11 protein-coding genes and 1 pseudogene are annotated in these 15,424 nt (G+C 34.2%); 5 read left to right on the top strand and 7 right to left on the bottom strand.

Translation table 11 applies throughout. The features are described from left to right. Positions 1-71: 71 nt before the first annotated feature. A complete protein-coding gene (locus KQI21_RS10910; protein ID WP_216484195.1) occupies positions 72-617 on the bottom strand; it encodes an NADPH-dependent FMN reductase in 546 nt (181 codons plus the stop codon). A gap of 501 nt (positions 618-1,118) precedes the next feature. Between KQI21_RS10910 and KQI21_RS10905 the strand changes: the two genes are divergently transcribed. Both KQI21_RS10905 and KQI21_RS10900 read left to right on the top strand, forming a co-directional pair. Continuing rightward, positions 1,119-1,739 (top strand): helix-turn-helix transcriptional regulator, encoded by a 621-nt coding sequence (locus KQI21_RS10905; RefSeq protein WP_216484194.1) that lies wholly within the window; start codon positions 1,119-1,121, stop codon positions 1,737-1,739. A gap of 396 nt (positions 1,740-2,135) precedes the next feature. Further along, positions 2,136-2,978 carry an aldo/keto reductase gene (locus KQI21_RS10900; RefSeq protein WP_216484193.1) on the top strand — a complete coding sequence of 281 codons (843 nt, stop codon included), beginning with the start codon at positions 2,136-2,138 and terminating at the stop codon, positions 2,976-2,978. 178 nt (positions 2,979-3,156) lie between these two features. Here KQI21_RS10900 and KQI21_RS10895 read toward each other — a convergent pair whose 3' ends face one another. The 3 genes from KQI21_RS10895 to KQI21_RS10885 all read right to left on the bottom strand — a co-directional run bounded on the left by KQI21_RS10895 (position 3,157) and on the right by KQI21_RS10885 (position 7,183). Then, positions 3,157-3,849, bottom strand: a complete 693-nt coding sequence (locus KQI21_RS10895) for an OmpA family protein (protein WP_216484192.1) — start codon at positions 3,847-3,849, stop codon at positions 3,157-3,159. Further along, entirely contained in the window at positions 3,839-5,665 is a 1,827-nt protein-coding gene (locus KQI21_RS10890) for a MotA/TolQ/ExbB proton channel family protein (RefSeq protein WP_216484191.1), read from the bottom strand. Before KQI21_RS10890 ends, KQI21_RS10895 begins: the two co-directional genes overlap by 11 nt. Positions 5,666-6,376: 711 nt before the next feature. After that, positions 6,377-7,183, bottom strand: a complete 807-nt coding sequence (locus tag KQI21_RS10885) for a YihY/virulence factor BrkB family protein (protein WP_216484190.1) — start codon at positions 7,181-7,183, stop codon at positions 6,377-6,379. A gap of 1,265 nt (positions 7,184-8,448) precedes the next feature. Here KQI21_RS10885 and KQI21_RS10880 point away from each other — a divergent pair. The 3 genes from KQI21_RS10880 to KQI21_RS10870 are packed head-to-tail and all read left to right on the top strand — an operon-like array spanning position 8,449 to position 11,621. Continuing rightward, positions 8,449-9,852: a PTS transporter subunit EIIC gene (locus KQI21_RS10880; protein ID WP_077320141.1), complete on the top strand. Its 1,404-nt coding sequence runs from the start codon at positions 8,449-8,451 to the stop codon at positions 9,850-9,852. A 28-nt stretch (positions 9,853-9,880) separates the two neighbouring features. Further along, positions 9,881-10,927 carry an ADP-ribosylglycohydrolase family protein gene (locus KQI21_RS10875; RefSeq protein ID WP_216484189.1) on the top strand — a complete coding sequence of 349 codons (1,047 nt, stop codon included), beginning with the start codon at positions 9,881-9,883 and terminating at the stop codon, positions 10,925-10,927. Then, positions 10,908-11,621, top strand: a complete 714-nt coding sequence (locus KQI21_RS10870) for a GntR family transcriptional regulator (protein WP_216484188.1) — start codon at positions 10,908-10,910, stop codon at positions 11,619-11,621. The genes KQI21_RS10875 and KQI21_RS10870 overlap by 20 nt, the downstream gene beginning before the upstream one ends. 496 nt (positions 11,622-12,117) lie before the next feature. Here KQI21_RS10870 and KQI21_RS17075 read toward each other — a convergent pair. From KQI21_RS17075 to KQI21_RS10860, 3 genes and pseudogenes are all read right to left on the bottom strand, one after another. Then, positions 12,118-12,246, bottom strand: a pseudogene (locus KQI21_RS17075) (IS4 family transposase); the annotation flags it as partial. Between the two features lie 740 nt (positions 12,247-12,986). After that, positions 12,987-13,160: a hypothetical protein gene (locus tag KQI21_RS10865; protein ID WP_216484187.1), complete on the bottom strand. Its 174-nt coding sequence runs from the start codon at positions 13,158-13,160 to the stop codon at positions 12,987-12,989. Positions 13,161-13,479: 319 nt separating this feature from the next. Further along, positions 13,480-15,207 carry a M56 family metallopeptidase gene (locus KQI21_RS10860; protein WP_216484186.1) on the bottom strand — a complete coding sequence of 576 codons (1,728 nt, stop codon included), beginning with the start codon at positions 15,205-15,207 and terminating at the stop codon, positions 13,480-13,482. Positions 15,208-15,424 lie beyond the last annotated feature (217 nt).

Genomic DNA, 15,424 nt, shown 5'->3' with positions numbered 1-15,424 from the left:
AATGTTATACATTTTAACTTACAAAAAATTTCATATGTTATTTTTGATCAAAACTTTTTTTACCTTTTTAACTAATTTAATTTATCCCTGTTCCGTTCCTTGATCATTATCATTTCTTCAGCAAGCTTAATAATTCTTTTATTTATATCTTGATCAATTATTTCATTATCATCATTAAATGAATCATTATGAATGAAGACACTACATGTAGGGACCGACCCCTTTAAATAAGTAAGGATTGGCTTTAAATGATATTCAGAAACAAGAAAATGCTTATGTGATCCTGCAGTCGTTACAATTCCTGTTACTTTTCCTTTAAACGCATCAACAGGAAAATGATCGAGTAAGTTTTTTAGCGCTCCTGTAATCGATGCCTGGTATACAGGTGTACCAAATACAATAATATCAGCACCTAACATTGTATTTACGACATGCCACGTATCTTTATTATAATATGCTAATGGGGCTCCCCGAACAAATTCAACATCATATTCCTTTAGATCGATTAATTCTGTCTCTATATTTTGATTAATACGCTTAGTGGCGAGTAACACTTCATGAACTGCTTGTGAAGTTTTCTCACCTACCAGTGATCCAGCTACTCCAACAAGTTTCAAAGCTGCTCCCTCCTGATTTAACAATCTCTTCTCTTGAATATTATATTACGTTGTCACTTGTTTGCATTTCCATCAATAGCTTCCTATAGTTAAAATTATGACTTTATCAAACAAATAAAATCCAAAGAAAAAAGCTTGCTCTAATAATTTTTTATTTTTTTAAACATATTATATAGAAAAATGGATACAAATTCGGTATATTGCAAGAGCAAAAACTTAACCGATTTACAAATTGGAGAACTTCTAGTATTAGCATTAAAGTGAGAAAAAGTATGGCACCTACAATCATTTTCTGATTTTCTAAAAATTTGTCGCACATTTATTATACCAATTGGTATAATAAGCATGTAAAAATCATAGCTTACCATTCATAGAATAGCAATTAATTTGCTCCTACAAGGCAAATAATTCATAAAGTTTTTTATTTTTATAGTTTTCACTTTTATAATTTCTTTATTTTTTATACAATATATACAGCATAAATACAATTTAGGTGATTATATGGAAAAAATGTCCACAAAGGATAAAATCTTATATTTATTAAAAAGGCAAAGCAGGCTCTCTGTAGGAGAGCTTACAAAATGCTTACATATCACAGACATGGCTGTACGAAAACATTTGTCAATATTAGAAAAAGAAAAACTTATCTATTCCGTAGAAGTAAAGCAACCCATAGGTAGACCCATCCAAAAATACATATTAACCAAAAACGCTGAATTGCTTTTCCCTAAAAGCTATGAAAGTCTTGCTGTTGAGTTTCTTAAAGACATAGAAGCGATGTATGGTGAAGAATCGATCGAGCAATTATTTCAAAATCGAGAAAAACGCTTAACAAATGAATATAACGTACGACTAGAAAACAAATCACCTATTGAAAAAATAAAAGAGTTAAAAACCATTCAAAATGAAAAAGGATATATGGCAGATGTTGCAAAAATAGGAACGAATAAATATGAATTGATTGAATATAACTGTCCTATTTTAGCTGTGGCCAGTAAATATAAAGTAGCCTGTCACTGTGAAACGTCTTTGTTTCAAAAAGTTCTACAAACAGAAGATGTAAAGCGGACAAGTTGTAAAACCGAAGGGAATGACCATTGCCGATTTTTAATCGGATTTTAACATATTGAGTACTTCATAGATTCTGTTCATTGATTAAAGGGCCAAGAAATTTAAACTGTTCAACCTGATCAAAAAAACGGTCAACTTAGCGATAAAAGTTTTGTGATTTATAAAAAGATTGGTTTACTTGATAAACAACGAATATCCGTGAAAAGCTTTCCTTCCCACGGATATTTGTTGAAGTGAATCGTGCTGTTACTATCTCTTACTCTACTTGTCCGGCTGCTTATTTGCTGAACGATCTACAGCCGGTTAATCCGGGATAAAGCGAAAAAGATCGCCTAAAATAAGCTGGTCAGAAGTTTGTAACTCCTTTCGCGCTGTCTTTACAGGATTTGGCTTTTTGCCTATTTCATTGTACGCTTAAAGTGTAACGTTATAAAAGGAGGTTATGATATGGTTGAGACCATACCAGAATTTACATTATATGACGGTTTAACAGTTCCAACTATCGGTTTTGGTACATACAAATTAAATGGAAATGAAGGGGCTAATGCGATAGTAAATGCCATAAATATCGGTTATCGACTAATTGACACTGCCTACAACTATGAGAATGAAGGGGCAGTCGGTCAAGCAATCAAGCGCAGTTCTGTTCGTCGAGAAGATTTACTGGTTACTTCAAAACTTCCAGGTCGTTATCAAGCGTATGACAAGGCCATAACCGCTATTCAAGAATCATTATATCGAGCCAGCTTGAATTATTTCGATTTATATTTAATTCATTGGCCAAACCCAAAGCAAGATATGTATGTGGAAGCATGGCAAGCCTTAATTGATGCAAAAAAATGGGGAATTATTCGCTCAATTGGGGTATGTAATTTTCTGCCGGAGCACTTAGAACGTTTAGAAAAAGAAACAGGAGTAAAACCAAGTATTAATCAAATTGAATTACACCCATTTTTCAACCAAGCAGAGCAGCGAAAATGGCATGCAGCTAATCATATTCAGACTCAATCCTGGAGTCCATTAGCTCGTGCAAATGAAATATTGAACAATGAAACTATTGTAAATATTGCTCGTCAGCATAACAAGACAGTTTCGCAAATTATATTACGCTGGCATTATCAGCTTGGCTCTATTGCGATTCCTAAATCATCTTCCTACGAGCGCCAATTGGAGAATATTTCAATTTTCGACTTTTCTTTAACCGAAGCAGAAATGAACGCCATTTCTAAATTAACGAAGCCGGATGGCAGAAGAAAAAACCAAGATCCTGCAGTATATGAGGAATTTTAAAATGTTTTGATAAACCAAACAAAACTTCATACATGAAATGTACAGAGGAAAGAGGATCGAAGTTTACTGTAGCTCGAACGCATCGACTAGACGAAGCTACTTTTAAAAAAGCTATCCACAATGGAGAAACGGATATAAACATAAAGGTGCTGCTTAAGGCTAGCACCTTTATGTTCTTTTATGATCCTAGAATTTCTCTTGTTTTATCAAGTATTTCTTCATCCTTTAAGCGAAATTTAAATTCAACCCTTCTGGAATCTTTGGCGCTGTATTTGCCATCTTCATCTGTTCTCACATCTGAAAATGATTTACTGTTAACGGTTAGTTTATTTTCTAAATGCTGTTGAATATGTTTATATGGAAACTGTTCACTTAAAATATAATCCGCAACACTATATGCCCTATCCTGCGCCAATTTTAAATTGTACAAATAAGATCCATCCCGATCTGTATGTCCTTCAATAATAATCTCTGCCACATACTCTTCATACCCTTCCTGCAGGAGAATGTCTAAATATTTGGGTACAAATTCATTTAAAAAAGTAAAAGAATCCGTCTTCAATTCTGCTTTGTCATACTCGAACAAAATCTCCGTATTAAAAATGATCGCCCCAGTTTTTTCATCCACCTCAACCCCTAAGTTAGACCCGCTAAACTCTTTTTTTAAATCATTTACCAGCTTTGCTCTTACCCCCATAATTTGATCCAAGGTCCGCTTCATTTCTTCAATTTGCAACGATTTAATAATCATCATTGCGACAAAAATAAGAATAAAGCATAGCAGTATAGTCGTTAATAAATCTGTAAAAGAGGGCCAAAAATGTCCTTCATCCCGATCCTGCCTGAATAGTCGCTGATATTTAGAATTCATTTTGATTCAACCTTATTTGATTATTTTGCGAGTAAGTTCGCTGTGATAAAGCAGCTAAATGTTGATTTAAAATTTGAATTTCACGACCGAGTTCTTGTAATGTTTGCTGGATAAACCTTTCTTGACTTTGTTGGCTGTTTTCTGCGTTCCGGCGTTGATAAAATTCCGTGCGTAACCCATCATTAACCTCTCTCAGATAAGATTGGATAGATTGAGCAACGTGCTCCAGCTTTTGACCAAGAGATCCTTCTAAATTGTTTACATAATTCATTAATGCATCTTTTAAAACATGAAGTTGATTCTCCCAATGAGTATCTTGTTGTTTATAAATTTGATTCATTTCTGTCATTGTTGTGTTGATTTCTTGAATAAACTGACTGTTTTTCATAGCCATTTGTTCATATGTGCCAGTTGCATCCTTCATTTGCTTTTCAAACGATAACATGTTCGTTGCATGTGATTTTAAATGATGATGAAAGGTACGATTAAATTCCTTTAAATCTTGAAAGCGATCCGTTAACAGATGTTTATATTCAGCTTGTGTTTGATTAACCACATCAAGAGCTTCCGGAAGCTTTATCAATGAATCTCCCATATGATCGAATACTCCGGAAAGTTCGTGTAACTGGGAAATAACCCCTGTTAACTTCGTGGAAATATCTGTACCAAATACAGTTTTAAATTCTTTATTTTGTTTCTCCATTTGCTTAACGAGATCTTTGCTTTGTGCCTGAATACTTGTAAATGCAGCTTTTAGAGTTACTTGTTCATTCAATAAAGAAGTAGTGAACTGTTTGATTTCATCCATCGATGATTCAAATTGCCGCAATATATCAAGCTGCGTTCTCGCTTGTTCTCTTGTCTTTTCAAACGTATTTTCTAATGCTTGCATCATTCGCTCATTTCTTTTATCCATTCGTTTAAAGTAAGTAAACAGTGTAGCGAAATTATCGTTTAATTGATTCGTACCAGTTGTAATATCTTCCGTTACACTTTTCATATTATGAAACAATTGCTGGAAGTCTTTAAGGTTGGTTGCGAGTCCATCGTTAAAGGATGCCAAATCTTTGGCTGATTGTTGAAGACCAGTTGTATAGTCCTGAAAATCTTTAAAAGCAAATTCAATCGTCTGAAAGGATTGCTGATTTGTTTCTGTTAAATGTAAGATGGAATCATTAATGGCTTCCGATACAGTAATCAAGCGGTTTAAGCCATTTTCTTGTGTACCTTCCAACTTTGTTTCCGTCATTAGCATAATATCTGTTAGCATAAATTCCGTATTTAACACTTTTATCAATACTGTCATAATTAAAGAAAATCCCATTCCTGCGATACTTGTGTAAAAAGCAACATCAATGCCTGCTAATACATTTGCCACCCCCTCAACTATCTCATTTCCTGCTAAATTAATACTACCTAGTGAGGAGGTTAACCCGATAAATGTTCCTAGTACGCCGAGAAGGATAAATACGGAAACGGTCATTTGAATCATCTTGATTAAACTGATAATTGGTATATGAAACATACGGAAACTTGCAAACTTTTCTTGCACAAACGTTTCCACCCTTACCGTTTCTTGTTGCTGTTGAATTTCATATTGTTCTTTAAATGATAAGACTGGTTCAATATCCATACGCCCAGTATTCTTTAAATAGTTTCTAATATGTTTGAGCTTACGAAATATAGTTAAGTGGACAATTAGCGCTAAAACAAAAGCAGAAAATAAAATAATAAAAATAAGCTCCACAATTGGATTAGCTAAAATCGCTTCTGCTTTTTGTTCGGTTGTAAATAATTCGAGAATAGATTCAACCATTTGTTTTCCCCCTATAGATAGCTTGAAGAGGATGTTCAAAAAGTCCGGTAGAAATACTTAGTGGAATTAATTATACGTTAGAAAGGATAAGATGTTAGCACTGAAATAAAAAACGAGTGGGGAACTTTAATATTCAATGTATAAGTACTGGATCCAGTATACTAAGTTTTCTTTCTACATGAAGGAGAGCAAATTTTAGTTTCCTAGTTATTTCCATGTTGTAAAATTTTCTGGACTTACGTATAAGTCTAACTAGACGATCGTTTATACCGGTGTCTTAGCACTAGCTACGTTTTTCTTTAAATGCCATCTCCTATTTTTAACTGCATAGCCTGCGCTACTCAAAACTACGTCGCTCGAACTTTGACACACAGGATATGCTCGTGTCAGCTTTTGCAAAAGAACAAGGAAAACTTCAACAGTGTCACATCGTGATTTTTTAAAGGCGTTACGATTTTTATACCCGACCGACCTCAGTCTATTATCCACTTTTTGAACACACACTTTAAGTTAATATTTCGAAAGGCTTGACTCATTATTTTATAGCTATTCAGGGCATGGCTAAATCATGAATAAATATTACCAAAAAGAGAGAGATGCGTTTTTCAATTTATAAAAATCTATTTTCCAAAGTACCTATGTTTTTAAAAAAGCGGGTTTACGTGCTAAATAAGGCATTTCCCTGGTAGTACCTGATCGTAGTCAGATTTATCATTGATCAATTGGCGAGATAATCGTATTTAATAATCCGCCGATAATGATAATCATCGCGGAAAGATAAAACCAAAGCATTAAAACAACAATACCACCTAACTGACCATAAAAGACAGAGTAGTTATTAAAACTAACAAAGGATGCAAATTGTAAAGAAACAAACTGCCAAGCGATTGTTGCGAAAATAGCACCCGGGAGAACATTTTTAACCTTTAATTTAACGTTAGGCGAAAAATAATACAATCCAATTAAAAAAATAACGATAAACATACTGCCGATCCCCCATTGAAAAAAAGTCCAAAAGCTTTGAAAACTTTGCACAGTAAAGACTTCATCTAAATAGTCTCTGATCATTCTTTCGATCACAGGTATAATAACAGAAAACAAGATTACAATCATAAATCCAATTGTAAGCAATACTCCTTCTATCGCTTGTTTGAACAAGCTTTTTTTGGTTTCAATATTATAAGCAATGTTAAGTATTCGCTTCATCGATTGAAATCCCATTGAAGCAAGCCAAACAGAAGTAATAAAACTGTATGACAATAAATTTTGCTTTTGCTGTACTAAAAAGTAAGAAATCGTATTTTCAATTAGGCGATATGTTGCTTCCGGTGCAAATGGTTGAACTAGTTCTAAAATATAATCTTCATTTAATGGCAAATACGGCAGTAAAGAATAGATCGCTACCAGAAATGGAAAAACAGATAGCAAAAAATAATAAGCCATCTGTGCAGAAAGATCATATACCTTAAACGTTAGATATCGATTAAACAACTGACGTAGGATCGTAAAAGCAGACATATAAATACTCCTTTTCATTTAGCACCTGTATCTATTCATCTTTCCCTCTTTTTCTATGCTTTATTAATGATCATTTAACCGTTGTAAAATGGGTCCCGTCTTGATAGGATCGGCATTCCTTCCAGAAAAAAAGCTAGAAGCGTATTTGGTCAACCCAGACAATAACGAAAAGGCTGCTGCCCCGCCAAAAAAGGAGTAAAGTAGCCATTAGAAACTAGGATTTGAATCTGATATGGATAAAAATGTATACAAAAATTATTCATAAGCAACAAATTATATCATCATTTAGCCCCATTAGTATTGCGTAAATGAAATAAGAATATTCAGTTAACAGATTTCTGTGATTTTGAGCCAAAAAATCAAAACCTGAAGAAAGGTAGTACTGTTCATTTGATAAAAATATACAATTAATCCAAGGCAACAACGGCAAAAGCTATTTACGGACTAGATCTTTCTTCAAACTTCCTAATCCAGACATAGGATAATTTCCTTTACATAGTGTATTTTGTATTAGGAAAATACATAATGTTGCAACTTGACATGGATCCTCTGCGAGCATGAGCTTAAAGGCAGAAAGCCAGATGTATCATGAAGTAATTTCGCCTGAAAAGGTTATCATGATTGTCGTTCCATGAAAAGTCACAACGCGAAATACCGTTGAAAACTAATGTTTTTATTTTGCACATTACATACGGAAGCAGCAAAGCAAACTTAAGAATATTTACTTAAAGGAAAGGGTTTAAAAACTATGCAAAACTCCATTCAAATAATCACAAATATAACAGATAGAATTTAACCAGTTGCTTTAGTTCTAGCTGAATTTGAGGGTGGGACATAATTAAAAAGATTAACCTAAATGCGAATGTTTACTGGAATAAGGAAGCTTATAAAAAGAGAAATCCAAACTAATTCGAATTCTAATTGAAGAATTTTGAATCATCGTTCGGACTTTTCTTTGACTAAACCACTTTTGTCCAGTCTCATTAGAAAAATTAAAGGAAGTGCACTTAAGTTTAATTTGGCGTCTCTGATGCAAAGCTCAATGAAATTACAAATTAAGTATAGTTTTAAGGAATTAAAGAAAAAATAGTAGATAAGTTGTTGAAAACAAGAGGTTAGTCCATAGAATTTAATTTTAAAAAATCAAATGTAAACCTTTACATTACTAATAAATTCGTGTATTCTTGATATGAGGATATGACGTTATAACCTCTCGGGATAACAATGATGTTTCTAGTCTAAAAAAATAGAAAGGAGACGTTTTTATGAAAAAAAACAGAGTCTTAGCAAGTCAATTGTTATCATTGATGGGAGGGTCGGACAACATAGTGTCGGTAACGTATTGTGCCACACGATTACGCCCTACATTAAAAGACCGTTCACTAGTTCAAAAAGAAAAAATTGAAGCGTTAGATGGTGTAGCAGGAACTGTTGATAAGGACTTAGGATTTCAAATAGTGATTGGTATCCATGTCGATGAGGTTTATGATGAATTTGTGAAGGTGTGGAAGGCAAATAAATCAACTGATATGGATAACGATACTGTAGATGTTTCACATACAGAGAACAAGAAGCGTCATTGGTTTAATGAGTTTATTGCTCTAGTTGTCAGTATTTTTTCACCGTTATTGCCATTATTAGCTGGCTCAGGGTTGCTTCGGGGGTTCACGATTTTAGCTAATGAGCTAGGTTGGTTATCGACTGATAGTACAACAAATTTAGTTTTAACTCTTGCAGCGACTTCAGTATTTTACTTCTTGCCATTATTAGTCGCTATTACATCAGCAAAACGATTTGATACAAGTCCATATATTGCGGTTGCTGTAATGGGCGCCTTGATTATGCCTGATTTCATCGACCTAGTACAAGGTGATGGCGGGAATACGATTACATTTTTAGGGCTTTCGATTCCTGTATTTAATTATACTAGTCAAATCATTCCGGCGATTTTAACTACTTGGGTACAATCAAAAATGGAACATTTTATGAAAATAAAACTACCTAATAGTTTGCATATGATTGTGATCCCTACTATATTATTAGTAATATTAGTTCCAATTGCTGCTGGAATAATTGGACCAATCGGAAATTATTTAAGTATAGGTATTGCCAACCTTGTGAACTGGTTAGCAAATATTAACCAAATCGTTACTGGAGCTATTATAGGCGGAATATGGAATGTTTTAATCATGTTTGGTGTGCATTGGGCACCGAATACGATGGTTATTATCCCTGAAATAGCTTCAACAGGTAGTTCTGCTTTTATTGCTTACGGTGCGAATGCGAATTTTGGTATGGCAGGAGCTGCTTTTGCTATCTTCTTACTTAGCCGAAATCGAGAATTGAAGAATTTTTCATTAACTGCAATAACTTCTGTCTTTTTATCTGGGATTGTGGAACCGGCAATTTATGGCTTGGGTGTGAGATTTAAGAGTCCATTAGTAGCTGGTTGTTTAGGTGCTGCTCTTGGTGGTGCGTTCATGGGTGCATTTCATGTAGTAGGTAACGCTTTTGTATTTGGTGGGTTGACAACAATTCCTGCATTTGCAGGACCTACATTATGGGCATATGTCATTGGTTTAGCAATTTCCTTTTTTGGTGGTATGTTATTAACAATTATTTTTGGTATTAAAGATCCAAAAGCAGAAATGTCTGCTTCAAAAAAATAGAATACTAATTATAGAAAGGATAATCGAAATGGATTTGAATTCAAAAATACAAGGAATTTTAGGATTGGCAGCAATTGGGGATGCGATGGGAGCAGCAACTGAAAATTTATCGTTTGATCAAATTCGTGCACAATTTGGTACTGTAACTAAGTTTGAAAAACCTGGTGAAACAGCATTTGCACTTGGAAATGAAGCAGGACAAGTAACAGATGATTTTTCCCAAGTATATTTTCTATGCCAAGCTATTTTGAAAAATAATGGTGTTATTGATAAAGATATTGTAATAAAAGCTATTTTAGATTGGTCAGATGTTCCTTGGTATTTTGATCGTTTTGCAGGTCCTACAACTCGTAGTGCAGTGGCAATGTATAAAGACCCCTCATTAAAAATGAAACCGTTACCAGGAGCAGCAGCGGTAGACTATGCATCAAAAGCTACGAATGGGGCAGCAATGAAAATTGCACCAGCTGGTATTTTACATCCAAACGATTTGGAAGGAGCTATTGATGCGGCGATTACTATCACACAAGTAACACATGATAATTCTTTAGCAATTTCTGGTGCTTGCGCGGTAGCTGCTACCACAAGTGCTTCTTTAGCACCTCATGCAACAGTCGATGATGCTTTAAGTGCAGGTTTATATGGAGCTTTACGTGGTGAAACAAAAGCAAAAATCATTTCTCGTGAAGTAGCAGGTCCAAATGTTGTAGAACGTATAAAATTAGCGTATGATATAGTAAATGGTGTTGGTACAAAAGAAGAAAAATTGCGTCAGTTATCACAAGTAGTTGGAAGCGGCTTGCATATTTCAGAAGCCGTACCCTGTGCATTTGGAATTGTTGCTTTAAATAAGGACAATGCCTTACAAGCAGTGATTGATGCTGTAAATATTGGATACGATACAGATACTGTTGCAACAATTGTTGGTTCTATGGTTGGTTCATTTGTGGACTTAACTGATTCAAGTTTCCAGTCTTTGTTTAAGACTGTACAACGTGCTAATGATTTTAATTTGGTAGAGTTAGCAAATTTATTAGCAAATGTGGTGATTACTTATGAGAAGAAACAAAATTAAATATTTACAAATTTATGAGGAATTAAAACAACAGATCACCAATGGGGATTATCCCATTGGTGATCTATTACCAGCAGAGCCTGACCTACAAAAACAATACAATGTGAGTCGAATCACTGTGAGACATGCCGTGCAATTGTTGGTAGATGAAGGATATGTTCAACGAATTCATGGTGTAGGTACGATTGTTCTTAGTCAAAAAAAATCATTGCAATTACAAAAATTATTAAGTTTTTCAGAAGAAAATAATGAAAATTCTTTACAATCATCCTTAATTTCATTTGAAGAGGCTATTCCGGCAAATCCGGTGGTATGTTCACAACTTGATTTGCCAAAAGGAACAATGGTTAGTTGTCATGAACGATTACGTCAATATGACGATATACCTATAGGCTTTCAACGTGTATACTGCCCTCCATTTCTCTCTTTATCTGCTGAAGAGCTTAGGGCACCGAATGTTTCTTTGTATGAATTATTCCGCAAAAAAGGATATGAAGTGAAAAAAGCAAAAGAGACAATTGAGTCAGTAGTTGCAAATGAGAAAAAGGCTAAACTTTTGAAAGTACCAAAAAACAGCCCATTATTATATGTTCAACGAATAACTAGAGACCAACAAGATCGATTAATTGAATATGCGGAGTTCTTTTATAGAGGGGATCGATATCGGTACCACGTCGAATTGCAGGTTCCATAAATCAGAGTTGACTGTAACTAGTGATAAGCTTCAGTCTTTTCCATTAAAATATTGAAAGCACTTATTAATTAAGGTTATTTAACAAAAAATACTGCTCGGTACTTTTTTCCTATTGGCTACCTGTATACTTATTAGATCGTTTATAAAAAAATATAAATAGAGACTCCGAATAAGATAATAGTAAACAGAGCTAAGAATATACCTATTACCCATTGACTTAAATTCATTTAATTTTGATACATATATAACTATCACTAGCATTACATAAATAAAATAAGACTATTCCGTTTACAACTTTCTGTAATTATGTGCCAACAAGTCAACACCTGAAGAAAGGTGGCACTATCCATTTGGTAAAATTATACATTAACTCATGGCAACGGCAAAAGCTGATTTACGGACTGGATCTTTCTTCAACTTCCTAATCCAAACATAGGATGGTTTCCAGAGCCTCTCTTTAATCAGCGAGTGATTCGCAGTAAGATTTTTTACTTTTCATCTCCAGTTGGTTTCTGTCAATGTTCTTTCGAGGTCGTCATTTCACTGCCTTTTCTGGATAAACGGTGCACTTATCCATGAATACTAGTCGAAAATGCAGCTTTACACCGGCTTTTGTTTTACGAAACGTTCCTATTTATGGTTGTTTATACTATAGGAAAGTATAAAATTTTATGGTTTATAGTATAAGAAAAACTACAGCTTTCGCTAAAGACTTGGTGATAAGCCAAGTTTTTCTAAAATTTAGTGGAAGTGTACTGAATCCATGATTTTTAATGCCCTATGCTTTCTGTTTTTATAGGGATACTGCCGAAATTTCCACACGAGATCCAAACATGGGATTGGAAAGAATAGATGGATGGATTTCCCTGTCTTTCGTGATATTTAAGAAGCACTGATCGATTCAAACCCAAGTGTTTTTTGATTAGCTTCGTCTAAAAGTGCATCACTCATTTCTTCTTTAACTCTCGAATTCGTGCATTTCGGTAAACAGTAAACGCTTAATATAAACCTCGGTTGTAAACTTTTTTGTATCGTAGTCCTGTTTAGATTCGTTTACTTGTTCAGTAAGTTTTTGAATATTAATAGCCAAGAAATGAGTATATACTCTTGTCCATGTAGATGTCCTTTACTTTTGGATTTGGACAAAAACTATTTGTACTTTCATTGTAAAGGTTTTTTTGTTGTATGAACAAGTTACTTTTGAATATTGTAAGCATTTCAAATCGACAGATATAATTAACGCAATGTTAGTGATTTAGCCAAAAAAACATATTGCTTCACCATTTAAAATGGAGGAGCAATATGTTAGTATGATTTGTCTAAGACATGGATATGTGTTTTCAATTAAAGTACTTTTCAAAATTTTTATAGCGAAAAATAAAGATAATTAACGAGTAGAAGAATAAATATGGAGGTAATATATAGTGGCAAAGCAATCTGTTTATTTTCTGACATTAATTCTCCATCTTTCTTTACTCGAAGAACTTGGTGGGTTGAATATAAAAATATAATAGCTGTTACAACAAGCATTTCCATCATTGACCCGCTCCCATATTCGCATTGATGTTAATAAATGTCTAATCATTAAATAAAACGTTGATTAGTGCAAGCTATCAGCACAAACGTGACACTTTCTACAGTAAAATTTTTTATGCCGTTGACTCAACTTCTGCACTAATTTTTCACTTACTCATCTTTAAAAGCATCCTTCAGAGTACCGCTTTTACTTAACAATTGCTCAGCAGAATAAAGTCGTAAAAGCGATGTTTTGATGTTAATTGTCACTCTGTCTTCTTTATACTTTAAAACCAATCGTATTGTTCTTATATTTGATTTGATAAAGTCGCCCAAGGCTAAATTATTCACTATCATGTATCGATTTTCGTTGACAAAAATCAGGCAAACACGCTTTAAAACGTGCAATAAGCCAGGTTTGTTTTATCTTTCTCCAGCTTCTGTTCTCAAGTAATGTATGAATTCTCCAATATAACGGTGGGTGAGGCAAAAAAGTAAATTCAATACATCGGAAAAGCCAAGAGCCTCTTTCGGTATAAGAATTTTCCTTAGCACTTTTTAAATCAACAGTACTGTACTGCAAAGCTTTATTGATTGAGCCATCTTGAGCAAGTGCTAATTCGCGTAATCCTTCTGCCATTTGTGTTGAACCTTCCGCTAATAGCTTTGCCCCGGAATAATCTGCTCTTATCTCTGTCCATTGAGCAATTAGTGACAAGCAAATAATAAAAGCTATCATCATAATGTTTATAAATATCATTAACAAGACAAAATGATCGGCCAGTAGCTTTATCTGGTCAAAGAACAAGTATACATTTAGTGCGATCACAGCAGTTATAATTATACGAGCTAGTTGATTGATTAAAACATCTCGCTTTTTTATATGGATCGCTTCATGTGCCAAAATTGCTTCAACAGCCGACTTAGACAATTTCGCTGTAGCTGTTGTCAACATAATTGTTCCTTTTCCGATATTCATGCCTGTTGCCAACCCGTTATAAACTGGTGAATCAATAAGATACAGCTTTGTCTTCGTAATCCCTGCCCGCGAGAAAATTTCCTGGGCAATAACGTATAGTTCCCCTTCTGTTACCTTTGTTGCATCTGTTGCGGTAATAAGCAATTGATCCGCTATATACAGATTAAAAAGCCACCATGTAAGGATAAATAATACAATTCCATACCATGGAGTTTTTAACGATATAAGGATAAATAAGAGTCCTGTATATGCTGAAATTCCTTTCACTGTGATGACAAAATAGCCTTTCCATAGTAAGCGTTTGATCGTTTTCGGATGCCAAAGAGGATAAACTTGCTTTACTTTCTCAATCCTTTGTTCGTTTTCATCTTTTCTCCATTGTTCATACCACCATTCTGGATTGCTTGGAGTAAGATAAATGGTTACACCGGGAAAAGACAAGCGCAGCACAGTTGTAAAAGCTTTTGTATAATCTCTATGTTCAGATAAAAATGTAAAAATTGGATGAATTCGTAAAACATCAGGAGCTGACTCTTTTTTTACATCGATTAAATCACGCATTGGCAGTTCCCTTGATTCGAATAGAGAAATAATAATGATTTTATTCTCTTCCGGTAAAGCATAAATGGTCGCAAACAAATAATCAGCCACTCTGTTAAGAAATGGAGCAAACATCATTATTAGATGTACACCAATAAGATATTTGAATACAATGTACGTCTCTGGTGCAAATAAAAGACATAAGATTGAAATGCTGCTTATCAAAATTGTTAAACAACTATCAACGAAAATACGTCTTCCATCTTTATTCTGGTCAACCATTTGAACATTCGATATCGCAACTTTCTTCTTCAATTGTTCCTTTTTTATCCACTTATCTCTATCAAAGATCTCGCTAAAACTGATATAGGTGATTAACATTACACTGACTGGCAGTAACACATCAAAAAATGAATGGCGGACAACTATATACATGGTTAAGCCAATGGCCCCAACGACTACAAGCGGAACACTTAATTTTTTAGGTATAAGATATGAAAGGAAAGCTAGAAGGATGGCTACTAAGATCACGATTACCATAATTAACTGCATGTCTCACTCACTCTTTTCGACTTAAAAGTTTTTTCAAAAATCAAGCTAAAAACGGTATCGAATTTCTCCACAAGTTAAAATTACATGCGAAATTAAGCATTCAAGTTCATTCAACGTAGTTTAAGTTCTACATGTATAAGTGCAACTCAGCTAGCGACTGCGCTCTGCTTACCGCTAGCTAAGTTTCTTTAATATGTTTCAAAAAAAGCTCTTTTTC

This window comes from Virgibacillus proomii (genome assembly GCF_018916875.1).
GTDB lineage: Bacteria > Bacillota > Bacilli > Bacillales > Amphibacillaceae > Virgibacillus > Virgibacillus proomii_B.
The sequence above is the reverse complement of the archived record's forward strand: the minus strand, read 5'-3'. Positions and strand labels throughout refer to the sequence as shown.